This is a genomic window from Paenarthrobacter sp. TE3676 (assembly GCF_056279165.1).
Genome location: NZ_JBWBQU010000002.1, coordinates 235,725 through 261,948 on the forward strand (window position 1 = coordinate 235,725; position 26,224 = coordinate 261,948).

The 26,224-nt window shown below is 61.7% G+C and carries 27 protein-coding genes; 12 read left to right on the forward strand and 15 right to left on the reverse strand.

The genetic code is table 11. The features are described from left to right. Positions 1 to 110 precede the first annotated feature (110 nt). Positions 111 to 3,287 (reverse strand): S8 family serine peptidase, encoded by a 3,177-nt coding sequence (locus tag ACZ881_RS04950; protein ID WP_476112957.1) that lies wholly within the window; start codon positions 3,285 to 3,287, stop codon positions 111 to 113. A gap of 261 nt (positions 3,288 to 3,548) precedes the next feature. Between ACZ881_RS04950 and ACZ881_RS04955 the strand changes: the two genes are divergently transcribed. Together ACZ881_RS04955 and ACZ881_RS04960 are read left to right on the forward strand one after the other, a co-directional pair. Then, on the forward strand, positions 3,549 to 4,487 hold the full coding sequence (locus ACZ881_RS04955; protein WP_476112959.1) for a phosphoglycerate dehydrogenase: 939 nt from the start codon (positions 3,549 to 3,551) through the stop codon (positions 4,485 to 4,487). 128 nt (positions 4,488 to 4,615) lie between these two features. Next, positions 4,616 to 5,587 (forward strand): manganese catalase family protein, encoded by a 972-nt coding sequence (locus tag ACZ881_RS04960; RefSeq protein ID WP_091465173.1) that lies wholly within the window; start codon positions 4,616 to 4,618, stop codon positions 5,585 to 5,587. A gap of 60 nt (positions 5,588 to 5,647) precedes the next feature. Here the strand turns inward: ACZ881_RS04960 and ACZ881_RS04965 are convergent, their stop codons facing one another. Next, the gene (locus tag ACZ881_RS04965) at positions 5,648 to 5,938 is read right to left on the reverse strand and encodes a DUF1540 domain-containing protein (protein ID WP_054808888.1); all 291 of its coding nucleotides are present in this window, start codon (positions 5,936 to 5,938) and stop codon (positions 5,648 to 5,650) included. A 176-nt stretch (positions 5,939 to 6,114) separates the two neighbouring features. Then, positions 6,115 to 6,300: a hypothetical protein gene (locus ACZ881_RS04970; protein WP_017198376.1), complete on the reverse strand. Its 186-nt coding sequence runs from the start codon at positions 6,298 to 6,300 to the stop codon at positions 6,115 to 6,117. A gap of 278 nt (positions 6,301 to 6,578) precedes the next feature. On the opposite strand from ACZ881_RS04970, the gene purS reads away from it, so the two are divergent. Genes purS through purL form a run of 3 tightly spaced genes read left to right on the forward strand, consistent with a single transcriptional unit; the run spans position 6,579 to position 9,908 of the window. Beyond that, the gene (gene purS, locus ACZ881_RS04975) at positions 6,579 to 6,830 is read left to right on the forward strand and encodes a phosphoribosylformylglycinamidine synthase subunit PurS (RefSeq protein ID WP_011773385.1); all 252 of its coding nucleotides are present in this window, start codon (positions 6,579 to 6,581) and stop codon (positions 6,828 to 6,830) included. Between the two features lies 1 nt (position 6,831). Next, positions 6,832 to 7,602 carry a phosphoribosylformylglycinamidine synthase subunit PurQ gene (gene purQ, locus ACZ881_RS04980; RefSeq protein ID WP_178993260.1) on the forward strand — a complete coding sequence of 257 codons (771 nt, stop codon included), beginning with the start codon at positions 6,832 to 6,834 and terminating at the stop codon, positions 7,600 to 7,602. Continuing rightward, entirely contained in the window at positions 7,599 to 9,908 is a 2,310-nt protein-coding gene (purL, locus tag ACZ881_RS04985; protein ID WP_178993259.1) for a phosphoribosylformylglycinamidine synthase subunit PurL, read from the forward strand. Before purQ ends, purL begins: the two co-directional genes overlap by 4 nt. Positions 9,909 to 9,956: 48 nt before the next feature. Here purL and ACZ881_RS04990 read toward each other — a convergent pair whose 3' ends face one another. The 3 genes from ACZ881_RS04990 to ACZ881_RS05000 are packed head-to-tail and all read right to left on the reverse strand — an operon-like array spanning position 9,957 to position 13,050. Beyond that, a complete protein-coding gene (locus ACZ881_RS04990; RefSeq protein ID WP_476112964.1) occupies positions 9,957 to 11,375 on the reverse strand; it encodes a putative bifunctional diguanylate cyclase/phosphodiesterase in 1,419 nt (472 codons plus the stop codon). Beyond that, complete coding sequence (locus ACZ881_RS04995; RefSeq protein ID WP_178993257.1) at positions 11,372 to 11,875, reverse strand: hypothetical protein; 504 nt, start codon at positions 11,873 to 11,875, stop codon at positions 11,372 to 11,374. Before ACZ881_RS04995 ends, ACZ881_RS04990 begins: the two co-directional genes overlap by 4 nt. Further along, entirely contained in the window at positions 11,872 to 13,050 is a 1,179-nt protein-coding gene (locus ACZ881_RS05000; protein ID WP_091465165.1) for a GGDEF domain-containing protein, read from the reverse strand. The genes ACZ881_RS04995 and ACZ881_RS05000 overlap by 4 nt, the downstream gene beginning before the upstream one ends. Positions 13,051 to 13,203: 153 nt before the next feature. Between ACZ881_RS05000 and ACZ881_RS05005 the strand changes: the two genes are divergently transcribed. Beyond that, positions 13,204 to 13,497, forward strand: coding sequence for a DUF503 domain-containing protein (locus ACZ881_RS05005; RefSeq protein WP_091465163.1), 294 nt, complete (start codon positions 13,204 to 13,206; stop codon positions 13,495 to 13,497). 6 nt (positions 13,498 to 13,503) lie between these two features. On the opposite strand, the gene ACZ881_RS05010 is transcribed toward ACZ881_RS05005, so the two are convergent. After that, on the reverse strand, positions 13,504 to 14,145 hold the full coding sequence (locus ACZ881_RS05010; protein ID WP_420180045.1) for a GntR family transcriptional regulator: 642 nt from the start codon (positions 14,143 to 14,145) through the stop codon (positions 13,504 to 13,506). Positions 14,146 to 14,308: 163 nt separating this feature from the next. Here ACZ881_RS05010 and ACZ881_RS05015 point away from each other — a divergent pair, with 163 nt between their 5' ends. From ACZ881_RS05015 to ACZ881_RS05040, 6 genes are read left to right on the forward strand one after another with little or no spacing between them, the layout of a single operon-like run. Further along, on the forward strand, positions 14,309 to 15,673 hold the full coding sequence (locus ACZ881_RS05015) for an MFS transporter (protein ID WP_476112968.1): 1,365 nt from the start codon (positions 14,309 to 14,311) through the stop codon (positions 15,671 to 15,673). Continuing rightward, a complete protein-coding gene (locus ACZ881_RS05020; RefSeq protein ID WP_476112969.1) occupies positions 15,670 to 16,464 on the forward strand; it encodes a carbon-nitrogen family hydrolase in 795 nt (264 codons plus the stop codon). The genes ACZ881_RS05015 and ACZ881_RS05020 overlap by 4 nt, the downstream gene beginning before the upstream one ends. Positions 16,465 to 16,474: 10 nt before the next feature. Next, positions 16,475 to 17,170, forward strand: coding sequence for a DUF2848 family protein (locus tag ACZ881_RS05025; protein WP_476112970.1), 696 nt, complete (start codon positions 16,475 to 16,477; stop codon positions 17,168 to 17,170). After that, on the forward strand, positions 17,167 to 18,654 hold the full coding sequence (locus tag ACZ881_RS05030; RefSeq protein ID WP_476112972.1) for a 4-hydroxyphenylacetate 3-hydroxylase family protein: 1,488 nt from the start codon (positions 17,167 to 17,169) through the stop codon (positions 18,652 to 18,654). Before ACZ881_RS05025 ends, ACZ881_RS05030 begins: the two co-directional genes overlap by 4 nt. 2 nt (positions 18,655 to 18,656) lie before the next feature. Then, the gene (locus ACZ881_RS05035; protein WP_364307712.1) at positions 18,657 to 19,013 is read left to right on the forward strand and encodes a cupin domain-containing protein; all 357 of its coding nucleotides are present in this window, start codon (positions 18,657 to 18,659) and stop codon (positions 19,011 to 19,013) included. A gap of 1 nt (position 19,014) precedes the next feature. After that, positions 19,015 to 19,539 carry a flavin reductase family protein gene (locus ACZ881_RS05040; protein ID WP_091465151.1) on the forward strand — a complete coding sequence of 175 codons (525 nt, stop codon included), beginning with the start codon at positions 19,015 to 19,017 and terminating at the stop codon, positions 19,537 to 19,539. A gap of 123 nt (positions 19,540 to 19,662) precedes the next feature. Here the strand turns inward: ACZ881_RS05040 and ACZ881_RS05045 are convergent, their stop codons facing one another. The 8 genes from ACZ881_RS05045 to ACZ881_RS05080 all read right to left on the reverse strand — a co-directional run bounded on the left by ACZ881_RS05045 (position 19,663) and on the right by ACZ881_RS05080 (position 26,155). Next, positions 19,663 to 19,983 carry a putative quinol monooxygenase gene (locus ACZ881_RS05045; RefSeq protein WP_364307710.1) on the reverse strand — a complete coding sequence of 107 codons (321 nt, stop codon included), beginning with the start codon at positions 19,981 to 19,983 and terminating at the stop codon, positions 19,663 to 19,665. 118 nt (positions 19,984 to 20,101) lie between these two features. Further along, positions 20,102 to 20,995 carry a carbohydrate ABC transporter permease gene (locus ACZ881_RS05050; RefSeq protein ID WP_091465147.1) on the reverse strand — a complete coding sequence of 298 codons (894 nt, stop codon included), beginning with the start codon at positions 20,993 to 20,995 and terminating at the stop codon, positions 20,102 to 20,104. Further along, positions 20,995 to 22,011 carry a carbohydrate ABC transporter permease gene (locus ACZ881_RS05055; protein ID WP_091467490.1) on the reverse strand — a complete coding sequence of 339 codons (1,017 nt, stop codon included), beginning with the start codon at positions 22,009 to 22,011 and terminating at the stop codon, positions 20,995 to 20,997. Before ACZ881_RS05055 ends, ACZ881_RS05050 begins: the two co-directional genes overlap by 1 nt. A 5-nt stretch (positions 22,012 to 22,016) precedes the next feature. Continuing rightward, positions 22,017 to 23,426, reverse strand: coding sequence for an N-acetylglucosamine/diacetylchitobiose ABC transporter substrate-binding protein (gene ngcE / locus ACZ881_RS05060; RefSeq protein ID WP_091465145.1), 1,410 nt, complete (start codon positions 23,424 to 23,426; stop codon positions 22,017 to 22,019). A 176-nt stretch (positions 23,427 to 23,602) separates the two neighbouring features. Continuing rightward, the gene (locus tag ACZ881_RS05065; RefSeq protein WP_476112976.1) at positions 23,603 to 24,229 is read right to left on the reverse strand and encodes a hypothetical protein; all 627 of its coding nucleotides are present in this window, start codon (positions 24,227 to 24,229) and stop codon (positions 23,603 to 23,605) included. A 95-nt stretch (positions 24,230 to 24,324) separates the two neighbouring features. Beyond that, positions 24,325 to 24,735, reverse strand: a complete 411-nt coding sequence (locus ACZ881_RS05070) for an MmcQ/YjbR family DNA-binding protein (RefSeq protein ID WP_054808884.1) — start codon at positions 24,733 to 24,735, stop codon at positions 24,325 to 24,327. Positions 24,736 to 24,784: 49 nt separating this feature from the next. After that, positions 24,785 to 25,591 (reverse strand): polysaccharide deacetylase family protein, encoded by an 807-nt coding sequence (locus tag ACZ881_RS05075; RefSeq protein ID WP_476112978.1) that lies wholly within the window; start codon positions 25,589 to 25,591, stop codon positions 24,785 to 24,787. A 138-nt stretch (positions 25,592 to 25,729) separates the two neighbouring features. Beyond that, positions 25,730 to 26,155, reverse strand: a complete 426-nt coding sequence (locus tag ACZ881_RS05080; RefSeq protein WP_091465140.1) for a CoA-binding protein — start codon at positions 26,153 to 26,155, stop codon at positions 25,730 to 25,732. Positions 26,156 to 26,224: the final 69 nt, after the last annotated feature.

Genomic DNA, 26,224 nt, shown 5'->3' on the forward strand with positions numbered 1-26,224 from the left:
TTGTCTGGTGCGAAATCACCGGGTGGGAACTGCATCGAACCTATCACCGGAAACAGCAGTGGCCGGTGGTTATCCCCACCGGCCACTGCTGTTACTGAATTAAGAAATCCTTAGCCGGCGTTGTTGCCCTGTGTCGGCTCATCAGCGCGGATCTTGCCACCGTGCTTCTTGTCTTTCTTGTCCTTCTTCGGGTCTTCCTCGTCCGGAACCACTACGGTTCCGCCCGGGTTGACCAGGACGGTGACGAAGCTAGGCTCACTGGTTCCTGCAAAGGTCAGGCGACCAATGTAGGAGCCAGGCTCCAGGTTCTTCCAGTTCAGCGAGATCTGACCGGTCTTGCCGTTGGCAAGACGGATCGGGTTCGGCGTCACGGTGGCGTTACCTTGGTTGGCACCCAGCACGGCGGCGTCAACGGTGGCCTTGGTGGCCTGGTTGTTGGGGCTCGCGTACAGGTTGGCGTAGACGTAGTAGTCGCCGGGCGCCGGGTTGGGGACGGACAGGGTTTCGCTGGCCGACGCCGTTGCGGCAGGCAGCTGCTGCCCGGACGGGGTGACCACCAGCATGTCGAAGTCCGCGGCCTCGTTGGAAGAGATCACCGAGAACTTGGCGAGCGCACTGTTCTCACCAACGGGCACCTTTTTCACGTAGTTGGACGCATTGGTTTCGCCCGCGAACGGGCCGGGGACCAGTTCGACTGCCGAGGAGTCTGCCTTGGAAAGGCCATCAACGGTGACGCCTACCGGCAGGTTGGTGCCCGAGGTGATGTTGATGGCTCCGGAGCCGTTGGGGCCCGTTCCCGTGAATGTCAGGGCCTTGTCCGCGATGACGGACTGCGGCCGGACGGCGATCGGAGAGGTGACAGTCTTGTTGGCACCCTGCCAGTTCAGCGAACCCATGGCGAATTTGCCCAGTTCACCATTTTTGTTTTCGAACTGCACCTTGAACGTCTTCTTCTCACCGGGAGCGCCAAAGGTCAGCACGGACGGTGTGACCTTGACGTTGACACCCGGAACGTTGGCCGATGCACGGTACGTTCCCGGAGTCAGGGCAGTGAGGGTACGGGTGACCTCCACTTTGCCTGCGAGGTTGCCCAGCGCGAAGGAGGGAACGTTCATGTCCCGCGCCTGCGTGGTGCCCAGCCCTTCCATGCCCAGATCCATGCCTGTGCCCTGGATGAACTTCAGGTAGTCCTCGGTGGTGGCGTCGTACACCAGGCCCGGCGAGAGGACCTTGGCCGGATCCACCTGTCCGGCGCCTGTGGCGAAGACATCCTTGTTGATGGCGCCGTTGGCCAGTTTGACCGGACCAGCGGTGGTCATCATGGCTGACTTCACGGTGGCCGGGGACCACTGCGGGCTCTTGGCGAGGATCAGGGCGCCGAAACCGGCAACGTGCGGGGAAGCCATGGACGTTCCCGAGAGGAAGCCGAAGTTATCTCCACCGGTTCCGATGGGCGAAACGCCAGCGAGGATAGCGACGCCGGGAGCGGACACGTCAGGCTTCAACAAGTCCGAGTCGGTAGCAAGCAGCGGACCACGCGAAGAGAATCCTGCGATCTGCGGCTGTGCCTCAGCGGGCAGGCCCGTGGTGTCGCGGTTCAGCAAGGAGACGGTGATGGCCGGGTTGGCCGTGACTTTGTCCTTGATGGTCTGAGTGGCGGGCGGGTTCACGTGAACGGTGGGAATGACGTGCTTGTCGGTGTCCAGGGAGGAATCGGTCAGGTTCACCAGGATCATGCCGACGCCACCACCGCGAAGGACCTCAGCGCTCTTGGCGGTACGGTCAACAACACCACGGTCACAAACAACAACCTTGCCGGCTACCTTGGCCGGGTCCAGCGAGCCCGGAGCACAGAGCGCCGCGTTGCCTTCACCGCTTGCAGCGTTGGTGGAAAGCACGACGCCGGCCCCGCTCACCTCGCGGTTCATGATGCTCGCTCCGCGGAACTTGCTGCCATCGGAGAACTCAACAGTGCCCTGGAGCTCCTGCGAGAAGGACGTCGCGGCAACCGTGGTCAGCCATGGTGCTCCGTGGTTTACGGTGCTGGCGGTCGGTCCGGAGTTGCCCGCCGAGGTTGCAACGAAAATGCCTGCGGAAGCTGCAGACAGGAAGGCCAGCGAGACGGGATCGGTGGTGGAGGTGGTTGAACCCGAGATGGAATAGTTCAATACATCCACACCGTCCAGGATGGCCTGCTCGATCGCATCCACAGAAGCGGAGCCGTAGCAGCCACCCGTGGCAGGATCCGTGTCCTCCCAGCAGACTTTGTAGACGGCGAGCTTGGCGGCGGGTGCGATGCCGCTGGTGGTTCCGAAGCTGCGGCCATCCACTACGGCGTCAACGTTGGCATTGCCCGCTGCCGTGCTGGCTGTATGGGTGCCGTGGCTGTCCACGTCGACGGGAGAGATTACTTCTTCTTGGGCGCGGTTTTCCGGCGGAACGGTTTCCAGGAAGGCGTCAGCGAAGTAGTGGGTGCTGAGAACCTTGGAGTTGCAGGCGCTGCCATCGTAGTCAGCACCCGTGTCGGTACCGGGCTGGCATTCGCCGACGAAAGTATCGCCGTCGGCCTTCAGCATGGCGATCTTGCCGTCAGCGGTGCGGTACGGAACGCCCACCTGGGCATTGCCCACCAGCGGGCCAACAGGCTCACCGGCGAAGAAGGGGTTGGACGGGGTGTAACCGGTGTCGATCACGCCAACAACGGTGCCCTTGCCGGCGTTGTCCTGTCCGCCATACTGGGTAGCCCAGGTTCCGTTGGGGCCGCTGAGCTTGAGGAAGTCGGTGGTGGAGTAGTCCGGAGCATACTGCGTGTCCGGTGCCACCATGAGGACCTTGGGGTCCTTGGCAAGGTTGATCGCCTGGTCTGCCGTCAGGTTGGCACTAAAGCCATTGACGGCGGTGGTGAAGTCGCGCTGGATTGTGACGTTTTCCTGCTGTGCAACTTCCTGTTGCTTCTGCTGCAGGTGCTGCTGATATTCCTTCACCTCAGCGCTGTCGGCGTCGATCTTCTTACCGTCTTCGGGCTTGGTGGGAGCAAGCCCGGCCGTGCCGCCGTCGTAGGTAGCTGCAGGCTTTTCGGCCAGGACCACCATGTATCGGCCGTCCTTGTAGGCGCTGGGGTCAAGGTTCTTCTTGGCCACGCCTGCAACATTCCCGGGCGTCTCCGGGGCGGGAGCGGCCTGGGCGGGCATCGCCATCGACGAGAGCAGCAACGGCAGGCCAAGGGCAAGCGCCGCAGCCTTTCGAAGTCCCCCGCTTCTGACGAAGCTCTTTCCTTGTGATTTCACGAGTGGTTGCACCTTTCACTGAGGGAGGACCGGGCTCCATCGCCCAGGCCTGTCAACTTTTAGTTGGTTGAACCTTTGACAGTTCCTGTCAAAGCCGCGCAACCAGCCGAGTCACAGAGTACCTAGTGAGAGCCAAATATGACATACAGCACATTTCAAGTTTTTTGTCTTGTCATAGGAATGGTGATTTGTTACAGAACCAAGGGTGCGGGCGGTAGCCTCAAGTGCCTACCGCCGAGCCACTTTAGCAACGGAGCCGCTGTGAAAATCCTTGTCCCCGACACCATCAAACTGGACCTTCCTACGCCGGACGACGAGGTGGTTGTGTATGAGGTGGACAAGCCCATCCCCGGCGGGCACCGCGACGCGGAGGTGCTGGTGGTATGGCGGAACACCGCGGACAACCTGGCCGATGCAGCCAAGGAAATGCGCCAACTCAGGCTGGTCCAGACGCTCGCAGCAGGCCCGGATTCAGTGCTGGCAGCAGGCTTCGGGGACAACGTGGCCATCACGTCCGGCCGCTCCCTTCACGATGGCCCCGTGGCCGAACACGCACTGACCCTGATTTTGGCGGCGGTACGCCGCATGGACCAGTTGATGGAGTCCCAGAAGGGCTCCACCTGGAACCAGCCGTACAACGCGGCCCAGTCCGCGCCTGACACGGAGCAGCTCTACACGCTCGACGGCGCCAACGTCACCATTTGGGGCTTCGGCTCCATCGCGGGACGACTGGCTCCCCTACTGGCCGCTTTGGGAGCGAACGTCACCGGCGTCGCCAGCTCCAAGGGTGAGCGTTACGGCTTCCCCGTAGTGGCTGACGACGACTTCCCCGAAGTCCTGCGCACCACCGACGTCCTGGTCTCCATCCTGCCGGCGACCCCGGAAACCGCGGACGCCCTGAACGAAGACATCCTGCGTGCCCTCCCGAACACCGCCATCTTTGTGAACGTCGGCCGCGGCGCCACGGTGGACGAAGACGCCCTGCTTGCAGCGTTGCTCGAAGGCAGGCTGCGCGTAGCCGCCGTCGACGTCACCAAGGACGAACCGCTTCCCGCCGACTCCAAACTGTGGAGTGCGCCGAACCTGATCATCACGCCCCACGTGGCCGGCAACCGCCCCAAGGGCGCCGCCAAGCTCGTGCTGGCCAACGTCGAGGCACTCAAGGAAGGCAACGCATTGACCAACCAAGTTGCCGGCTAACGCCTGGGAATCAAATCGATATTTTCATTGCCTCCAAATAGTAAGCATGCTTATGGTGGGTGCGTCCGGGGTGGCCAGCAGAGGGTTTCCATCCCAAACACGCAGCATGAACAACGTGAGGAATCGCAATGTACCTGCACACCCAACTTCTCATCAACGAAATCGCCGCAGACGAGCCCGACCCCGCCGCAGCAAACGCCCTCCAGGAAGGTCTCGGCGGACAATTCGGTGAGATGCGCACCATGATGCAGTACCTCTTCCAAAGCATGAACTTCCGGGGCGACGCCGCCTCGAAACCCTATAAAGATCTCCTTCAGGGCATCGGCACTGAAGAGATCAGCCACGTGGAACTCATCGGAACCACCATTTCCCAGCTCCTGGACGGCTCGCCGCGCTACCAGGGCAAGAAAACGGATCCTGTGGACCAACCGGGCGCCGGTGGAGCCACTCCCCTGAAGATCGCGCTGGACACCAGCAACATCCATCACTATCTGGTGGGGGCCCAGGGCGCCCTTCCGGTGGACGCTGCAGGCAACCCATGGAGCGGCTCCTATGTCTACAACAGTGGCAACCTGGTGCTGGACCTGCTCTACAACCTGATGCTTGAGTCAACGGGCCGGCTCCAGAAGTGCCGTATCTACGAAATGACGGAAAACAAGACGGCACGCTCCACGATCGCGTACCTCATCGTTCGCGACCAAGCCCACGAGAACGCGTACGCCAAGGCCCTGGAAAGCCTGGGAGTGAACTGGGGCAAGGTCCTCCCCATTCCGAAGACCAACGCCGAGCAGTTCCCCGAGGTGAAGAAGCTGTTGGATAAGGGCTTGCAGAGCATCCAGTACACCTTCAGCGCCGACAACCTGAGCGAGGCCGGCAAGCTCTACCGCGGAGCCTCTCCCTCCAACGACGGCACCGAGCTGAGCACGGACGTCATGCCTGAAGGTTTCCCCATCACCATCTCCCCGGAGCGCAAGGAAGAGTTCGCACCAGGACTGGATCCTGAACTGCTGGCTCTGATCCAAGCCACGGCGGAACAGGAAATGAAGGAAGCCGACAGCCCCAAGGAAGCAAAGCCCCAGGCGACCAAGAAGAAAAAGTAGCGCCAAAAAAGGGTCCCCGCCTCAACCGAGTGCGGGGACCCTTTTGGTCGTCAGGAAATATCAGGAGTGCTCGTACGTCAGGCAGTCGGCGGCTTCGCGGCCGGGCCCGACCTTGACGTCGTGTGCCTCGCACATGAGGTTGTTGTTGTGGACGCACTCGGAGCGCTGGCAGGCACCTACGTGGGCGAGGACCTTGGGAAGGCCGCCCATGGCATTGGTGTCAATGAACGTTGCGCAGGAAGCGTGGTCCTGGCTGCCGCCGATGGTGATTCCGAATGCGGTGCAACCGTTGTGGTTGAATCCGCACGTGCCAACGCTACAGGCGGATACTTCGGCAATGTGTTCGGTCATTGTTCCTCCTGGTTTGGATCCTGAAAGGTACTGGCCCTTGAAAGGTACTGGGGCTGAACCCCTGGTGTCCTTCCAAACTACGCCGGAATCACACCATTTAACCGCTTTGAATAGCGCATTTGTATGTGCCCTAATCCGCGCCGTCCGCCGAAAATCAGCCCTCTGGAGGTTAGGGCCTACTTACTTGGAGTGCGCAGGGCGTCGCTGATCCTGGCCCGCGTTTCCTTGTCCAAAGGCGCGGTAACGCGATGCTCCCGGGCGGCTCTGTCCGCCATGATTTTCTGGATGACCATTCGGCCCAGCCCTGCAAAAACGGCTGCGGCCACTACGCCCAGCACCATGGATTTCGGTTTCTCAGCCATGCCGCAATCTTAGTGACGGCGGACCACGGCGGCCAGCGATTTCTGCCTTCACGGCGGGGTGCCCTCGCGCAATCCGGCTGAATAGGGTATGTGCCTTGATCCCGGTAGAATAGGTGTGCAAGCTCGCGGAGCGCCCCCCATGCCGTTCAAACATTGCAGTTCACAACGTGTTTAGCCCTGTGCTAAAACGCTGTTTGGATGCGGCTGAACGGCGTGAGACGGCACCTCCGCGGCAGCCTTATTTAAGGTTCACCCAACTCACGCACAGGAGTTACCGGATGCCCCGGATCGTCGTTGACGTCATGCCCAAGCCCGAGATTCTGGACCCCCAGGGGAAGGCCATCGTGGGTGCTCTGCCCCGCCTCGGCTTCAACAGCTTCAGCGCAGTCCGCCAGGGCAAGCGCTTCGAACTGACCGTCGACGGCGAGGTGACCGACGCTATCCTGGCCCAGGCCCGCGAAGCTGCCGAGACTCTCCTGTCCAACCCGGTGATCGAGGATGTTGTCAACGTCGAGGTCGTCGAGGCCTGATATGACGTCGATTCCCCTGATTGGCGAGGCAGTGGCCGTCGCCGCAGAACCCCGCTTGGCCGGCGCCAAGATCGGCGTCGTGACCTTCCCCGGCACCCTTGACGACCGCGACGCCGCCCGTGCGGTGCGGCTTGCAGGTGGCACCGCGGTTTCCCTGTGGCATGCAGATACCGAACTAGGCGACGTTGACGCTGTCATCATCCCCGGCGGTTTCTCCTACGGTGACTACCTCCGCGCCGGTGCCATTTCGCGTTTCGCGCCGCTGATGTCCAAGATCATCGACGCTGCCAACTCCGAGGCGAAGCTCCCGGTCCTGGGTATTTGCAACGGCTTCCAGATCCTGACCGAGTCGCACTTGCTGCCCGGTTCCATGATCAAGAACGACCACCTGAAGTTCATCTGCCGCGACCAGACACTTCGCGTGGAGAACGCCAACACTGCCTGGACCGTGGACTACGCGGACGGCCAGGAAATCATTGTGCCGTTGAAGAACCAGGACGGCCAGTACATCGCTGACGAGAAGACCCTGGATGCCCTTGAGGCTGAGGGCCGCGTGGTGTTCCGCTACGTGGGCTTCAACCCGAACGGCTCCCGCCGTGACATCGCGGGCATCTCCAACGCAGCCGGCAACGTGGTGGGCCTCATGCCGCACCCCGAGCACGCTGTGGAGACCGGCTTCGGCCCGGAATCGCTTGACGGCGCACCCCGCGACACCGACGGCCTCGGTTTCTTCACCTCCGTTTTGACCAAGATTGTGGGAGGCGACAAGTGACCACGGAAACCACCAAGAAGTTCAACATCGACACCGTTGAGCACGCTGCCAAGACCCCGGACACGGAACTCCCGTGGGCTGAGCTGGGCCTGAAGCAGAACGAATTCGACGAGATCGTCAAGGTCCTGGGCCGCCGCCCCACCGGCGCTGAGCTGGCCATGTACTCCGTCATGTGGAGTGAGCACTGCTCCTACAAGTCCTCCAAGAACCACCTTCGCCAGTTCGGTGAGAAGGTCACCGAGGAAATGAAGAAGGACATGCTGGTTGGCATCGGCGAAAACGCCGGCGTCACCAACCTCGGCGACGGCTGGGCCGTGACGTTCAAGATCGAGTCCCACAACTCGCCGTCGTTCGTTGAGCCGTACCAGGGTGCCGCTACCGGCATCGGCGGCATCGTCCGCGACATTATTTCCATGGGCGCCCGCCCGGTTGCCGTGATGGACCCGTTGCGTTTCGGCGCGATCGACCACCCGGATACCGCCCGCGTCATGCACGGTGCCGTTGCCGGCATCGGCGGCTACGGCAACTGCCTTGGCCTGCCGAACATCGGTGGCGAAATGGTCTTCGACTCCGTCTACCAGGGTAACCCGTTGGTGAACGCACTGGCCGTGGGCGTCATGCGTCACGAGGACATCCGACTGGCCAACGCCTCCGGCAAGGGCAACAAGGTTGTCCTGTTCGGTGCGCGCACCGGTGGCGACGGCATTGGCGGCGCTTCGGTGCTGGCCTCGGAGTCCTTCGATGACACCAAGCCGTCCAAGCGTCCGGCCGTCCAGGTGGGTGACCCCTTCGCTGAGAAGGTCCTCATCGAATGCTGCCTGGAGCTCTTCAAGGGCTCCCTGGTTGAAGGCATCCAGGACCTCGGCGCTGCCGGCATTTCCTGCGCCACGTCCGAGCTCGCCTCCAACGGCGACGGCGGCATGGAGGTGGAACTGACTTCTGTCCTGCTGCGCGACCCCACGCTGACCCCGGGCGAGATCCTCATGTCCGAGTCGCAGGAACGCATGATGGCCGTGGTCACCCCGGAGAACATCGCAGCCTTCGAAGCTGTTATGGACAAGTGGGCCGTGGAGTACTCCTGGTTGGGTGAGGTTACCGATACCGGTCGCCTCATCATCACCTGGGAAGGCGAAGTAATCGTCGACGTCGATCCCCGCACCGTTGCGCACGACGGCCCGGTCTACGACCGTCCGTTCGCCCGCCCGGAGTGGCAGGACTCGGTCCAGGCCAACTCCTTCACCGGATCTGTTGAGGATGCCGGCCGTCCGTCCGCTCCCTCGGAGCTGGCTGCAGCCGTCACCGAGCTCGTGGCTTCACCGAACATGTGCAGCAAGGACTGGATCACCAAGCAGTACGACCGCTACGTTGGCGGCAACACTGCCATGGCGTACCCGGACGATGCCGGCGTGGTCCGTGTTGACGAAGAAACCGGCCTGGGCGTCGCCCTGGCAACCGACGCCAACGGCCGCTACACCTACCTGGAGCCCTACCAGGGTGCACAGCTCGCGTTGGCTGAGGCCTACCGCAACGTTGCCACCTCGGGCGCTGTTCCGATGGCCGTCAGCGATTGCCTGAACTTCGGTTCCCCTGAGGACCCGGATGTCATGTGGCAGCTCGCCGAAGCCATCCGTGGTTTGTCCGACGCCTGCATGGAACTCGGCATCCCGGTCACCGGCGGCAACGTCTCGCTCTACAACCAGACCGGCACCACGCCGATCCACCCCTCCCCCGTGGTGGCAGTTCTGGGCAAGCTCGACGACGTCGCCCGCCGTACGCCGTCGGGCTGGCGCGAGGACGGCCAGGCCATCTACCTGCTGGGCACCACCGCAGCAGAGCTGGACGGTTCGGAATGGTCCAACCTCCGCGGACACCTTGGTGGCCTGCCTCCGAAGGTTGACCTCGCAGCTGAGCGCGGCTTGGGCGAGATCCTGATCAACGCTTCACGTGACGGCATGGTTGACGCAGCACACGACCTCTCCGAAGGTGGCCTGGCGGCCGCCCTGGTTGAGTCCTCGCTGCGCTACGGTGTCGGTGCCCGCATCGCCCTTGAAGAACTCATGGAGCGCGACGGCGTGGACCTGTTCACCGCCCTCTTCTCCGAGTCGCAGGCCCGGGCCATCGTGTCCGTCCCGCGATCCGAAGAAGTCCGTTTCAAGGACATGTGCACCGCCCGCGGCTTCGCCCACCTCCGGATCGGCGTTGTTGACGCTGCCGGCGGAAAGCTGGAGATCAACGGTGTGGACGAGCTCTCCCTGGACGCTCTCCGTGAAGCACACGAAGCCACCCTGCCAAAGTACTTCGGCTAAGAGCAGGCAAAACAACGCGGGGCCACCTAGGTGGCCCCGCGTTCCTGTTTAAGCCGGCCACACCACGTGCCGGGCCAACTGCTCAGTGAACTCCATCTCCGGCAAGGGCCGCCCGAAGTAATACCCCTGCCCGCTCGCGCAGCCGATACTTCGGAGCGCCTCCGCCTGTTCGGCGGTCTCGATCCCCTCCCAAACACCTTCCAGGCCACAGGAGCGGATGACTTCCTGTATGGCGGCCACGAAGCCGAGCTGCGAAGGGTCCTTGCCCAGGTCCTTTACGAACTGACGGTCCACTTTTACCCGGTCCACAGGAAGTTTCCGCAGGTAGCCCATGGAGGAGTACCCGGCGCCGAAGTCATCGATCTCGAGTCCGACTCCCAGCCTGTGCAGGCTTGCCAAGGTGTAGCGGTCCAGCTCGTTGTTGTGGATGATGGCGCTCTCGGTGAGCTCCAGCACCAGTGATTCCGGGGCCAGGCTCTCCTCCGCCAGGGCTTCACCGACGTCGTCCACGAACTCGAGGCTTTGAAGGTCGGCGGCAGAAACATTGATGCGCATGGAGAAGTCGTGCTGTTTGGTGGCCGGATTATCCCGCCACCGTCGCAACTGGCCGACGGCCGTCCGCAGGACCCACCTGCCCAATTCCGCGATCAGGCCAGTCGCCTCCGCAACGGGAATGAACTGGTCCGGCATGATCAGTCCATGAACGGGGTGGTTCCAGCGAACCAAAGCCTCGCAGCCTTCGATCCTGCCAGTGGAAAGCTCCACGATCGGCTGGTAGAAGAGGACCAACTGATCAGAACGGATGGCTTCGCGGAGCTCTCCCACTATTTGCCGCTGGAGTTGCCGCGCGTGAAGGGTGGAAGGATCGAAGACTTTGAGCTTGTTCCTGCCCTCGGTTTTGGATTCTTCCATGGCCAGATCGGCCTCTTGCAGAAGGTCCTCGATGCTGTGATGTGGTTCAGCGGTGCGCAGCCCAAGGCTTGCGCCGCAGCGGATGCTGTTGTTGCCGAGGTCGATGTTCGGTTCCAGCGCGGCCAGGACGCGGTTCCCGACGGCGGTGGCCCGGCTTTGCGGGGTAGCGGGCAACAGCACCGCGAATTCGTCGCCACCCAGCCGGGTGACGACGTCGTTCTCCCGGACGGCCGAGCGGATGCGCATGGCAACGGTGACTAGGATCTGGTCCGCTGCGGCGTGGCCTGCGGAGTTTTTCAGTGCCTTGAACCCATCCAGGTTCAGGAGGAGAAGTGCCGGCGGGACGGCGCCGTTGGCCGTGGCTGCTTGGGCTTCGATGAAGGAATTCACCAGTGCTTGGCGGTTGCCGAGCCCGGTAAGGGCGTCCGTAAGGGCCTCGCGGCGTTGTTCATAGCGTGCTCTGTGGAGCTCGTCCATCAGCGCCTGTACGTGCCGCTCCAATTTTTCGATCCGTGAATCAACGGGGATCAACCTGTGGGGCTTGGAGCCTCTCACGACTCTTCCAAGCGTCGCAGGCTGGAGTCGGCGACAGCCTGCGGTTTGGCCACTGGGTTACGGCGTTCGTCCAGGAACAGCCGGTATGACGCAATGTCCAGCCTGCCGTCCGGTTCCACCTTGTTTCCGGCGCGGTACACGTGCGTGATCCATGCCCCGCCCAGGATCGCCTCAATCCAAGCGTCGCATTCTGCGAGCGGGAGGTGCACGCGGGTACCGGTGTTCCTGCGGTGACCGGCAATGGACACTGTGATGCAGCTGCCCAGGAGGCCCTTGTCCGCCGTGAACCAGGCGAGGCCTTCGACGTCGGCCACGATGGTGAGGTTCGCGTTGCTGTCCTCCACCGATTGAACGGGACTCATCCTTACCGAACGCCGGTCCGCGTTCAGCATTGTGGGTGTTCCAGCTTTGTAAGGAGGGCTTGTGATGCCTTGCCGGAACGCGGATAGTTCCTGGGTGTGCTGGATCTGGATCCGGGTGGTGAGTTCGTTGAAGGTCATGATCTTGCCTCATCCGCGATAGTGGCCGCCTTGGGGCGGTCGGCTCCTACAATCCTGTTTCTTCCTTGCGCTTTCGCGCTGTAAAGGGCTGCGTCCGCTACCTCGATCATGAAATTGAGGTCGGCTGCAGCGGGAATGCTTGATGTGACTCCGTAGCTGATGGTGGGGAAGACAACGCCCTCTGGAGTCGGCAAGGCTGCCATCCGGCGGCTGATTTCCGTAGCGATGTTCTCGGCCCGGTCCTGCGTAGCTCCCGGCAGGAAGAGGACGAACTCTTCGCCTCCATAGCGTCCGATGAGATCTGTGGACCTGACCGAGGCTGTGCAAACATCAGCGAATGCCTGCAAGGCCACATCCCCTGCCCCGTGGCCGTGTTCGTCGTTGACGGCTTTGAAGTGGTCCAGGTCGGCCAGGACTACGGCGGCGCCAGACCCTGTGGAGTGAAGGCGCTCAAGTTCCGTGGTGGCGAGGTCCAGGAATGCTCCGCGGTTGAGGAGTCCCGTGAGATGGTCGCGGGTGGCACGTTCCCGGAGGCCTTTGATGAGTTGGTCGCTGGTCAGGGCCGTCATGCTGAAGGACACCGTGACCAGGAGAACCATTGATATCAGCGCTGACGGTCCGGGCCCAAAATAAGTGCGGAACGTGTAACTGGCCGGCCCTTCGAGGGCATAAACCATCCAGCGGCCCAGATAATAGGCGGCCAGCAGGCCGGCGGCGATGGACAGGGCTTTGTGGACTTGCGAATGCGAAGACTTGATAAACCAGAGATCGTACGCGGCCAACGCTATGCCCAACGTCATCATGGCCAGATAAACGAGGCCTCCGGACCAAACGTTACTCCCGGGGCTTTCCAGAAAGGATGCGATAGCCGTGACGGCCGGTCCAAAAGCCAGCTGCCATGACGCGGCTTTCCGGTCCCGGAGGGTCTTCGCTCCGGCCCACACGCTGAAAGCGCCTGCCACCACCAGGACGTTGCCCAAGGGGTTGGCCCACTGCTGGTGGGGGGTTCCGTTGAGGAGGAAGGCGGCATTCCCCGCCATGAACTCGAGCAAGGCCAGGCTCCACCAGCCCGCATACGGGGAGCGCGTGCGGTGGAATGAAGTACAGAACAGCACCAGGAGAGTCACCGTAACCACGCCCAGCGCGACCCTCACCGAGAATGCATCGAGCTCCATGTCCAACCCCCTCAGCTGGTCACCCTCCGGCCTTTGAGTTCAGTGTCCCGGGGCTTACTCAACCTGGATGCGAATTTTGCTCAAGATTGGCTCAAGATGCGATGCGGCCCGAAGCCGCAGCCTTGCCCCGGTTTTCTGCAGTGATAATGAACCATGTGGATCGGTTGGATTGAGTTCGACGTCCTCTTGGGCGATGTCCATAGCCTCAAGGAGAAGCGGTCGCTGGTACGGCCCCTCGTGGCTGAGCTCAAGCGGCGTTTCGAGGTTTCTGCCGCTGAAACGGGCATGCAGGACCAACACAGGCGAGCGCTGGTGGGTGCAGCTGTGGTGGCCGCCGACCACGCGCACCTTCAGCAAGTGCTCGACGCCGTTGAACGGTTCGTGGCTGCCCGGCCTGAGTTTGAGCTGCTGAGCGCACGGCAGCGGGAGCTGCACAGCGAGGACTAGCAGGGCCTAGTAGCCGATGACCGCCAAGCGGGTGGAGTCCAGATGGGCATCAATGGCCTGATGCGCGGCGTCGAGGCTTCGGCTGCGGAGGGCGTCAACAATCAACTGGTGTTCACGGAGGACATCCCCGGCGCGATCGGCGCCTTGGCTGACTGCCTTGACGCCGATCCTGAGCTGCTTTTGCCGGAGGGACGCATAGAAATCGGCAAGCACGGGGTTGCCCCCTGCCCGGACCATCAGGGTGTGGAATTCGGTATCCAGCTCAATGAACCTGGCCGGGTCTTCCCGTGCTTCCTGCTGCTGGTCAATGATGCGCTGGAAGGCATCGATCTGGGCGTCAGGCATGGTCTCCACGGCTGAGACCGCCCACTTTTCCACTACCGCCCTGGCCTGCAGGATGGCGCGGACATCGGGGTCTGAGATCGGCGGGACGTAGGCGCCTTTATGCGGGACGCGCTTGACGAATCCCTCGGCTTCGAGGCGCAGCAAGGCTTCACGCACAGGTGTCCGTGATGTGCCAGTGGTCTTTGCCAGGACCCCTTCATTGAGGAAGGTTTCCTCCTCACGAGGGAGCGCTGCGATGTAACTTTTCATCCACTGGTAGGCCACTTCTGGCTGCGACTGCGCAGTGGGGGTCATCTGGATCATGCAGAGCCTTTCTCGCTAGCCCAGTATACGAGTTGCATTCAGAACGGAGCGGAGTGCTGAAAAACTTCTGGTTCAAATATAGACAGGTTGTATACAACTCGTCTACAGTCTTCTTAGTGACACCGCTCACGCATCGGAATCTCCCCGCAAAAGGACCCCCACAATGACCGAATTGAAGAAAGCAGAACTGAGGCGACAGAAGCACTCCAGCCTGCCCGTCGTTGCTGCTTCGAGCCTCGCCGGCACCGCCGTCGAATGGTATGACTTCTTTCTCTACGGCACCGCGGCCGCGCTGGTATTCAACAAGCTCTATTTCCCCACCGACGATCCCATGGTTGGCACCATGCTTGCCTTGGGAACGTTCGCAGCCGGTTTCCTTGCCCGTCCCATCGGCGCAATAGTCCTGGGACACCTCGGCGACAAGCATGGTCGTCGAGCCACCTTGGTTGCCAGCCTGATGCTCATGGGCGTGGCTACAACCCTTATCGCTTTCATCCCCTCCTACGCCGCTATTGGGCTGGCAGCACCTTTGCTCCTCCTGCTGCTCCGCCTGATCCAAGGCTTTGCCCTCGGCGGCGAGTGGGGCGGCGCCGTCCTGCTGGTTTCCGAACACAGCAATGAGAGCACCCGGCGCGCTTTCTGGTCCTCCTGGCCAAACATGGGTCCGCCCCTGGGCAACCTGATGGCCGCCGGCGTCCTGGCCATCCTGGCCGCCACCATGCCGGAGAGCGAATTCCTGGCATGGGGCTGGCGCATTGCGTTCGGATTGTCCGCACTGCTGGTTGTCATTGGCCTCATCCTGAGGCTCTACGTGCAGGAAACCCCGCTGTTCAAGGAAGCACAGCGGAAGCGCGAAGCCGAAGGCAACAAGGAACGGAAGCTGCCACTGACCATCCTGTTCCGCCGCAACTGGCGTGAAATCCTCATCGCCACCGGCAGCCGGATGGGCGAAAACGCAGGCTTCTACATCTACTCGCTGTTCATCATCACGTACGTCACCCAGATCATGGGGCTGCAAAGGCAGACAGGTCTTACCGCCGTCATGATCGGCCAAGGCGTCGCCGTCGTCGCCATTCCCATCCTCGCCGTCTACGCAGACAAGGTGGGCCGCAAGCCAATCCTGATTGGTGCCTCGATCGCCACCATGGTGTGGGCCTTCGCGTTCTTCTTCCTGCTGAACACCGGCCAGGTGTGGGGCATCATTGCCGCCGCCGTGGGAGGGCTCCTGATCTTCGCGGCGTACAGCTCAGTGATCGGCGCCTTCTTCTCCGAGCTCTTCCCCACGGACGTCCGGTACAGCGGAACCTCAGTGTCCTACAACCTGGCATCACTGATCGCAGGTTCGTTGTCCCCGATCATCGCCCTGGCGCTCTACAGCGCTTTCGGCACCGGCTACGCGATCGGCATCTACCTCGCCGCCATGGGCCTGATCTCCATGGTCTCGGTGATGTTCGCCAAGGAAACCAAGGGCCTGAAGCTCAGCGATCTGGACGACTTGACCCCAGGCCTGGAGAAGGGAAAAGCATGAAAATCGCACTCGTCCAGGTGTCCAGCCCTGACTCCGAAACCCGTGAGGAACGGATTGATCGCGTCGAGGCGATCCTTCGGGGCATCAACGGCGCAGAACTGATCGTGCTTCCTGAACTCTGGAGCGCCGGCTACTTTCACTTCGATGACTATGAGGCCCTCGCGGAAACACTGGACGGACCAACAGTCTCCATGTGCTCACGGGTAGCGGCGGAGCTGGGTGTCTACCTTCACCTCGGCAGCGTCATCGAGGCCGGTGAGGACGGCCAGCTCAGCAACACCTCCATCCTGCTGGGGCCGGACGGCAAAGTGATCCACACGTACCGGAAGATCCACGTCTTCGGCTACAAGTCCAAGGAGGCCAGCCTGCTCACTGCCGGCTCCTCACTGCCCGTAGTCCCGCTGCCGTTCGGCGCCGTTGCCGGCATCACCTGTTACGACCTCCGCTTCCCCGGGTTGTGGATGGAGTTGAGCACCCGCGGCGCGGACATCGTGATCGTACCCGCAGCCTGGCCCGCTGCCAGGCGGGAACACTGGCGGTTGCTCACCACAGCCAGGGCACTGGAACACCAGATCTTCGTGATCGCCTGCAACGCTGCCGGTAACCAGGAAGGTGTGGACCTTGGTGGGCACAGCCGGGTGGTGGACCCGGGCGGCAATGTCATCGCCGAGGCAGGCTCAGACGAAACGGTGCTGATGGTGGACATCGATCCCCGTCAGGTCCAGTCAGTCCGCCAAGAGTTTCCCGTCATTGGCGATCGCCTACCCGCTTACAACACGTTGACTGTTTAGAGGAAACCCAATGCAAACACAGCAAACCACAAGGCAAGTCCCGCTCACCTTCAGGGTGGTGGGCACCGACCAGACAATCGTCGTCACCGACTTCCATGCAGTAGTGGCCGGCTACACGGGCCGCGATCCCAAGGCGGTCCAGCATCACATCGATGAGCTCGCCGCAATCGGCGTGGCTCCCCCACCGGAGGTTCCCATATTTTACCGGATGGACTCGGACCTGTTCGAGACCTCGGGTGAACATGACACCACCGAGAACCTGACGTCCGGCGAGATCGAGCCCCTCTACATCCGCCACGACGGAAAGTACTACCTCGGTATCGGCTCCGACCACACAGACCGGGACATCGAAGCCCGCGACATCGGCGATTCCAAGCGGGCATGCCCCAAGCCCGTCTCAAACGAGGTGATTGCCGTCGAATCACTGAAAGACCTGGATCTCGACGAATGCACAGCCCGTTCATGGGTTGACGGCGCCCTGTACCAGGAAGGTTCGCTGAGCGGCCTCCTGAAGCCGGCCGACGTCGTCGAGCGTCTTCTCGCACGAACCGACATCGGCGACGCTGATTTCATGTGCTTGGGAGGCACGCTTCCGCTGCTGAACGGGAAGTTCATCGACGGAACTTCCTGGAAGTTGGAGCTCTCCTTCCCGAATGGGACCACCATTGAACATAACTACAAAATCAAGAAAGGCTCACTCCGATGAGAACCGGAAAGCAGTATTTGAAGTCCCTGAACGACGGCCGGACGGTGATCCTCGACGGCGAGGTAGTCGGCAACGTCCTGGAGCACCCGGCCTTCGCGAACGTTGCCCGGACCATGGCCGAGCTGTTCGATATCGCAGCCGATCCCGCCAACGGCATGCAGTTCCACTCGGATGAGATCAACGGTCCGGCCAACCGCACCTTCGCCGCTCCCCGCACGCAGGAAGAGCTGGTCCTTCGCCGCCAGGCAATCGAAAAGTGGGCCAAACACACCCATGGCTGGGTGGGCCGCAGCCCCGACCACGTCGGAACGTTCTTCGCCGCGTTCGGTTCCCATCCGGACGTCTTCAAGAACGACGAACGTGACTTTGCCGGCAACGTGGAGCGGTACTACAAGAAGATCCTCTCCGAGAACCTGTACCTCTCCTATGCGATCATTCCCCCGCAGGTTTCCCGCGCAACCACGGCGTCCGGTTGGGAAGGCGAATACCTGCAGGTCGGCGTCGTGCGTGAAACCGAGGAGGGCATCATTGTCCGCGGTTCGCAGATGCTCGCCACAGGCGCCGCCATTGCCGACGAAGTCTTTGTCACCTGCATCAAGCCCCTGGGCCCGGACGATGTTGACTTCGCGGTCAGCTTCGCCGTCCCGGTGGCAACCGACGGACTGAAGCTGTACTGCCGCCGTCCGTTCGCGCCGGCTGCCACCAGCGAGTTCGACTACCCGCTGACCAGCCACTACGACGAGCCTGACGCCTTGGTTGTCTTCGACGACGTGCTCATCCCGTGGGACCGGGTGTTCATCAACCGGAACATCGAAACCCTCCGCCGCCAGTTCTTCGACACCGGCGCCCACGCCCTGGGCAACTGGCAAGCCCAGATCCGCTTCTCCACCAAACTGAAGTTCATCGCCTCCGTTGCCCGCAAGGTCACGCAGGTCAACGGCACGGACAAGATCCCCGGGGTGCAGGAGAAGCTCGGCGAGCTCGCCGCCATTGTGCAGTCCGTTGAGTCAGCCGTCCTCGCCGCCGAATACACAGCAACCACGGACGACGCCGGCATGAGGGTTCCGGGCAAGAGCGCACTTTACGGGGCCATGGGCTTGCAGTCAGAGACCTACCCCCGCGTGATTTCCATCCTCCGCGATCTGGTAGGCGGCGGCGTCCTGCAGCTGCCGTCCAGCATCGCCGACATGACCAGCAGCGTGACCCGGCCGGACATGGAGCGCTACGTCCAGTCCCCGGGCGTTGCCAGCGAAGAACGCGTCAAGTTGTTCAAGCTTGCCTGGGACATCATCGGTTCCGAGTTCGCCGGCCGCCACCAGCAGTACGAAATGTTCTATGCCGGCGCTCCGTTCGTGGTCCGCGGTGCTTACACCTACAGGAACTACGGCTATGACGCTCTGGTTGCGGAGCTGGACACCTTCCTGGGTTCGTACAGCATCGAAAGCACAGTCAATGGGGCCGGCGACGGCATGGAAGGAGCCTAGCCATGGCAAAGCCAGAAGTGGAGTTCACACCTGTATCTTCGGTGGACTTCGCACCCTGCAACCCCCACATTGAGGGCCTCTCCGAGGCCATTCTCGCCCGCGACTCGGACAACGACAGCGTCACGCGCATCCTGAAGTTCGAGCCCGGAACGGACACTTCCCCCAACGGAGTTCTGACTCACGATTTCTGGGAAGAGGTCTTCATTTTCGAAGGCTCGTTCGTTGACCAGCGCCTCGGCAAGACCTTCAAGGCCGGCGACTGGGCAACGCGGCCTCCCGGGATGGAGCACGGACCATGGGTTTCCGAAAACGGCGCCAAGATGTTCGAGGTCCGGTACTACACGGAGCGGAGCAACTGACATGAGCCTGGCACCAGCCTTCACCATCCCCGACGCCATGGGGATGCGCCGCGCGATGGGCCGATTCCTCACCGGCGTCGCCGTGGTGACCACCCAGCACGAGGACGAACAGTACGGGATGACCATCAGCTCGCTGACCTCCATCAGCCTGGAACCGCCCATCCTGATGATCTCGCTGAACTTCGGTACCCGGACGGGCGAGGCCCTGATGGAGAGCGGCAAGTTCGCGGTATCCATCCTCGGCGCGAAGCAGGAGTCGGTGGCCCGGCGGTTCGCCGTCCGCGGCGGGGACCGCTTCGGCGACGGCGACTTCGACGTCACAGACAGCGGGCTTCCGGTGATCAAGGGCGCCCTCGCCCAGGCCGATTGCACCGTGGTGCAGCAGTACGACGTCGGAGATCACCAGGTCTTCTTCGGCCAGGTCACCACGTGCCGGGACCGGGACGGCGAGGTGCTGGCGTTCAAAGCCGGCCGTTTCGGCTCGTTCAGCGACTTCGGCCATGCCGAGATTCCCTGGATGTTCTGAGTAGTACGGTCGGGGGCCTGTGCCGCCACGACCTTCTTTGAATCACAACCGCCCCCGACACGCCTCTTTGAAGGTGTGTCGGGGGCGGTTGTGGTTCCAAACTGGGTGGATGCGGTACAGCCGCTAGTCGATAGTCAGCTCGCCCATGCGGTCCCAGCCGCTGCCCTCGAACTGGCGACTGATGATGTGGGGAGTCTCCACCAAGGCCTGCGGCATGTCCGCCATGGCCTTCTTGAAGTGCTCGCTGTTCACATGGGCCTCGGCGGCATCATCCTGGAAGGCTTCCACCAGGACGAACTCGTTGGGGTTGTCCACACTGCGGGACCAGTCGAACCACAAGTTGCCGGGCTCTTCGCGGGTCGCCTTGGTGAAGTCGGCCACCAGGTCCAACCAGCGCTCAGACCAATCGGGCTTGACGTTGAACTTGACCACAATAAAGATCACGGGCTGCTGCCTTTCGTTGCACTACAGAATCCGTTCCATCTTTTCAGAGTCAACGCCCGACGGCGGCCCGCACCTTAAGGTGAGGACCGCCGTCGAAGGCTGTTGTAGCTTGGTTGTGTTACTTGGACGTGCCCTGCGAAACGGAACCCTGCAGCTGGCGCTGGAAGATCACGTAGACGATGAGAACAGGAATGACGGTGACACTGACGGCCGCGAACAGCGCGCCGTAGTCCACGGCGTAGCCCATCTGGCCGGCGAACGCCGCGAGTTCCTGGGAGAGGACGCGAGGACCGGCGGCGTTGATGGACACCGGAATGAGGAACTGGTTCCAGAGGCCCAGGAAGTTGAAGATGGCAACCGAGGCGAGGCCCGGCTTGGCCATCGGCAGCATGACCTGGAAGAACGTCCGCCACTCCCCCGCGCCGTCGAGCGCCGCTGCTTCAGTGATTTCGTGCGGCAGCGACTTGAAGAAGGAGAACAGGAAGAAAACGGTAAACGGAAGTGCGAAGCCCACGTACACAAGGATCAGTCCCGGCAGGGTGTTCAGGAGGCCCATGTTCCTCAGGACGAAGAACAACGGCACCATGGCGAGGAAGATCGGGAAGGTCAGGCCCGCGAGCATCAGGTAGTAGATGGCCCGGCTGCCCCGGAAGGTGTAGCGCGCCAGAACGTAGGCGCACATGGCCCCGAGGACCATGACGATCACCAGTGCCACGGCCACCACCAGCACCGAGTTGAGGAAGGCAGATCCGATGCCTGCCTCGCTCCAGGCCTTGACGTAGTTATCCAGCTTCCATTCACCCGGCAAGGCGAACGGCGAGGCAAAGATCTCACTGGACGTCTTGAAGGATGACATGAACGTCCACAGCAAAGGAAGAATGACGATGAGGGTCCAGATGGTCAGCGCTGTGTGCGAGACCGCTCCCACCACTTTGTCGCCCGTAGTGGTTGCCGGTGTCCGCGGCTGGAAGTGCAGTGACTTCATTTCCGGAGTTGAGACTTTGGTACTCATTACAGGCTCACATCCTTATCGCCGCCGGTGAGCCGGTTGACCAGGAAGACCAATCCGGAGAAGATCAGCGTGGCAACGGCCAGCACAACGCCCATGGCGCTGGCGAGGCCGAACTGTCCCTTGCTGAATGCGGTAAAGAACAGCTGCTGCGCCATGACCAGCGTGGAGTTGTCTGGCCCACCGCCCGAGTTCAGTGCCGCCATGTAAACGAACGCGTCCAGAGCCAGGATGCCCATGTAAATGTAGGCAGTCTGGATGTTGTCGCGAATCAGAGGAATGGTGATGGACACCGCGGTGCGGAAGCGACCGGCACCATCGATCCTGGCGGCCTCGAAAAGCTCGGCAGGAATGCCCTTGATACCAGCCACGAACAGGACCATGTAGAAGCCAACAAAGCCCCAGACAATCACGAACATGGTGGCGATCATTGCGGTGTTCTTGTCACCCAGCCAGGCAAAGTCCTTGAACTGGTCCATGCCCAGCCCTGTGAGGATGCCGTTAAGCAGGCCACCCGAGGGATCGTAGATCTGTCCCCACATGATGCCGATCGCGATCGCCGGAATCGTGTAGGGGAAGAACGACACAACCCGGTAGAAGCTGGAGTTCCGCAGGCCCTTGATCTGGCCTTTGCTACTGCCGCCAACCGTCACCAATGATGCGAGCACCAGGCTCAGGATGATGGTGATGATGGGAAGGAAGATGACCAGGAGGATGTTGTTTCCCATGGCCTTCATGAAGATGTCGTCCGTGAAGATTTTGGTGTAGTTTTCCAGGCCGATGAAGTTCTGGTTGGGAGAGAATCCGGACCAGTCCGTCAACGAGTAGCCAAAAGCCTGGATGAAGGGCCAAATCACGAACAACAGATAGATCGCCAGGGGCAATCCGAGGAAGACCGCGAAGAAGCTGACCTTGTCCCATGTCAACGGTTTCCGTCGCCGCTTGACCAGTTGCTGCGGAGCCGGCGCCGGAACGACGGCGGCCAGGCCGTCGTCGCTCCGGCTCTGCTGAGTTTTCACTGAAGTCACTTCACTTCGATCTTCTTGACCGAGCTGTCGTTACGGACCTTGTCGGAGATGTTCTGCAGTGCGGAAGTGAGGGTTGCGACGTCCGACTTGCCGTCCAGGAAGCTGTTCCAGACCACCAGCTGGTCCTTGTTGGTTCCGTAGAGGTCAATGAAGTTCCAGGTGAAGATGTCCTCACCGGCGTCAGCGAGCAACTTGGTCTGCGAGACCAGTGCCGTGGAACCGAAGCCGTCGGCCGGGACCGTGTCCTTGACGATAGTGGGGGCCAGTTTGGTCTTGGCGAAGTTGGTCGCAGCCTCCTTGGACAGCATGATGCGGAGCAATTCCTTGCCACCGGCAGCGTTCTTGCCCTGCGAGGGAACAATGAACGGCTCGCCCGCAGCGCTGTGGAGGGACGTGTAAGGCAGCTTGGAGCCTGTAGTAACCGTGGGAACGGGCGCTCCCATCATGTTGAAGCCGGCCTTGGTCTGGTCCTTCATTTCGTTTTCAATCCAGGAACCTGACGGGTAGAACACGGCCTCCTGGGCGTTGGTCCACTGAGCCTGAGCTGCCGTGAACTGGGTGCCGGAGCCACCGGGCTTGAAGAAGCCGGCCTTCACGATCTTGTCCAGCGCAGTGAAAACGGACTGGATAGCCGGGTGGGACCACGAGTCAGCAGTGAGGTTCTCCAAGCCAATGCGGACTTCGTCGCCGCCTTCCTTGACGGCGGACGCGATCGCCATTTCCTGGTAGTACGTGGCAGCTTCCTTGCCCCATACGAACAGGTACTTGCCCTTGGCCTTGGCCTGCTCGCCCAGGGTGTACATCTCATCCCAGGTCTTTGGCAGGGTCCAGCCGTTTTCCTTGAGGAGGGAATCCGAGTACCACATGGCGAATACGGTCAGCACGTAGTTCAGGGCAGCAAGCTTGCCGTCGAAAGTACCTGGAGCCAGTACGCCGGTGTACAGGGTGTCCTTGATGACCTTGCCTTCGAGGTTCTTTGCCTCCACAAGGGGAGTAAGGTCTTCGAGCTGGGCCAGGATGGTGCTGAAGCCGATGGCTTTTGCACCGGAGTTGTCGATCAGGTCCGGCGGGTTGCCACCGACGAACCGCGGCTGGAGCTCCTGGGCGATATCGGTGGACGGGGCGATCTTGGCGGTGGAGCCCTCGTGCGTCTTTTCGAAGATCTTGCCGGCGAACTCGACGTAGTCGATGCCGTAGCCGCCCTTGAAGATCACGGCGTCGAGGGTTGCCTTCTCCGCCATGCCAAACGGGTTGGTGTCGGAAACAGTGCCGGTGGGGCCGGTGGTAGTGCCGCCGCCACCTGCGGCACAGGAAGCAATGGTTCCACCCATAGGCACGAGCACGGCTGCTGCGAGTGCTCCGCGCAGGAATCCACGGCGTCCGACGGACTGGTGCTGAACGTTCATTTCTAAACCCTCCAGTGACTCGTAGTGTCGACTGTTGCGGCGGGAAAGCCGTTCAGTCAGACAGTCTGGGTAGGCGCTCTGGCAGCACCAACCTTCTGTGACATAATTCACCACGAATGATCGAAAATCAATCTTTCTTGGCAGTTTCGATCAACATTTGTCAAAGCGTGATCTTTCTACGGGCCTTCTGCGAGGGCTTTTCCGCACTCCGTGATTGACTGCCGTGCCATGGCCCTCTGCCGCTCAGTTCCCAGTCGTGCCGCCCATTGTTCGGCCAATTGGAATTCCACCAGGGCTTCGGTGAGCCGGTTTTTACCCTGCAGAAACGCACCAAGGCTTGCGTGCAAAGCAATCATCCAACGCTTGGTTCGCTCATCATGAGCCGTGGACGCATATTCAAGGGCGCTACGCATCCACACTTCGGCGTTGGCAGCATCTGCGATGGAGAGCATGTGCAGGGCATCGACAGCCAGGAATTCCTCACCAAGATGGTCCGCCAACTCCGCCGCCTGCTCCAAGAGAGGCACAGCCATGGCGGCCCGCCCATCGGAGTTAAGAACCCGACCGCGCTCAAGGAGGATACGCACACCAACAGTTGGCTCGTCGTCGTCAATTTCGTCCAGGAGGGCATCGGCTTCTTCGAAACGGCCCTGCAAACCAATGGCCCGCCCAAGCTGGGTTGCCAACTCAGCGCGCTCGTCGGCGTCGTACATTTCCTCGACCATCGCGGCGCGGAACGCTGCCTCGGAAGATGCAGGATCGCGAAAGTTCCATAGGTGGTCCAGTGTCTTCTGATCCAGCATCAAACCGCTCCTGACCAGCCAGTGGCTGAGGTCTTTAGGTATGCAGTATCAATCTAGTCCCATGTCAGCGCCGTGGGGAGGGGTTTGCGGGCGTGTCAGTTGCCCTGTGGTTTTGCGAGCCTGGCCCAGCCAAGTTGTTCCTGTTGCTTGCGGCTCAGCGTCGCCACCACGAGGTCATACGAGTCCTCCACCATGTCCCGGATCATGTCATCCGGCAGGGCGCCGTCCAGGCGGACACCGTTCCAGTGCGTCTTGTTCATATGCCAGGCACCGGTGATTTCGGGGTTCGCTGCCCGGAGTTGTTCAGCCAACGCGGGCTCGCATTTAAGGCTCACGGACCAGTTGTCCGGATCCATGGTGGACAACGCGAACATTTTGGCCTCCTGACGCGAACCACCCGCGACGGCGGAACGCACCTTGAACACGGAGGTCTCGGGACCGAACGGGAAGTCTTCGAAGGCGCCGGGAAAGCCCAGGCAAATCGAGCGGAGGGTGGAAACATCCATGGGGAGAGCCTACTGGCGCTCCGGGCGGCGGGCTATGTTGATGCCCCGCCTACGCCACGCCCAGGAAGTCCTCCAGCAGCACCACTTCAAGTCCCGCCGCCAACTGGGCAGAGCGGAAAGCAGCGAGGTCAGCGGCGAACTCAGCCCGGAAATGCATGAGCACAATGTCACCGGGACGCAGTGAGTTGCCCACCTGGTAGTCCATCTTCCCGGCGTTCGCCTTCGCCTCCCACGTAACGATTGCCTTCATTCCTGCATCAGCAACGGCCTGGCGCATCACGTTGGAGTAGGCGCCTCCCGGCGGCCGAAAAAGCGTAGGACGGCGGCCGTAGTGCTGGAGCGCGTACTCCTGCATTCCCACCATGTCGTTCAATTGCTGCTGATAGCCCCACTGCCTCACCATGTTGATGTTGTGAGTAACCGTGTGGTTCTCGATCAAACTGCCCTGGGCTTTGAACGCGTTAAAGAAAGCCGGGTTGTCCGCGATGGTGTCCTTGGTGAGGAACAGCGACGACGGATAGTCGTACTCCGCCAGGAGCTTGATCGACTCCGGCGTTTTGATGTTGCCGTCATCAATGGTCAGGAAGACCACCGGATGCTTGGTCTCGATTTTGGTGATCACCGGAGCCAGCCCACCAACGATCGGCGGCAGCTGGTAATCCGGGATAAACGTGCGGCGGATGCGTTTGGTGGCCGTCGGCGTGGGAGTTGGAGAAGCGGACGACGTCGGAACCTCGCCTCCGACTGCCAGCGCACCGTTCGCCCCCGGCACCTCGGGCGATACAGCAGCGCCACTGGGCGTCAGCGCCGGCGTCGAACCTTCAGCGGCAGTGCACGCCGTCAATCCGGCCACCACGGAAGCGCCTAAAACACTGAAGACGGCCCGTCTGCTGGGCGTGGAAACAGGCACCGCAGAATGGCCACCGAACATGGTTGTCCCCCAAGACTCAAGAAATGATTCAGCTGCAATCTAGCAGAGGAATGTGTCCCCGAATCACAGGCCGTAATGCCAGCCTTCACGTGCCGGGCAGGAGTTGACCACCACGTCGAGTCCGGCCTCACGTGCACGCTGCACGGCGTCGTCGTCAAAGACGCCGAGCTGGAGCCATACAGCCTTGGCGCCGATCGCAATCGCCTGGTCAATCACTGCGCCCACGCGTTGGGAGTTCACGAAGCAGTCAACTACATCGATGGGGTGCCTGGCCTCGGGGATGTCCGCGAGGGTTTCATACCCTTTTTCGCCGTGCACGTCCTCGCCCTTAAGGTTGATGGGGATGATCTCCATCCCCATGGTGTCCCGGACGTACAGCGAGACGTCATGCGCGGAGCGCCACGGGTTGGTGCTGAGGCCAACGATGGCCCAGGTGCCTTTTGTTCGCATCAACCGCTCGACGACGGCCGGATCGTTGACATGCATCATGACCCAAGCCTACTCCCGGCCTTCCACGAGCAGTTTTGCCGAATATCCTGCACGTTAGGCATGGTTTCC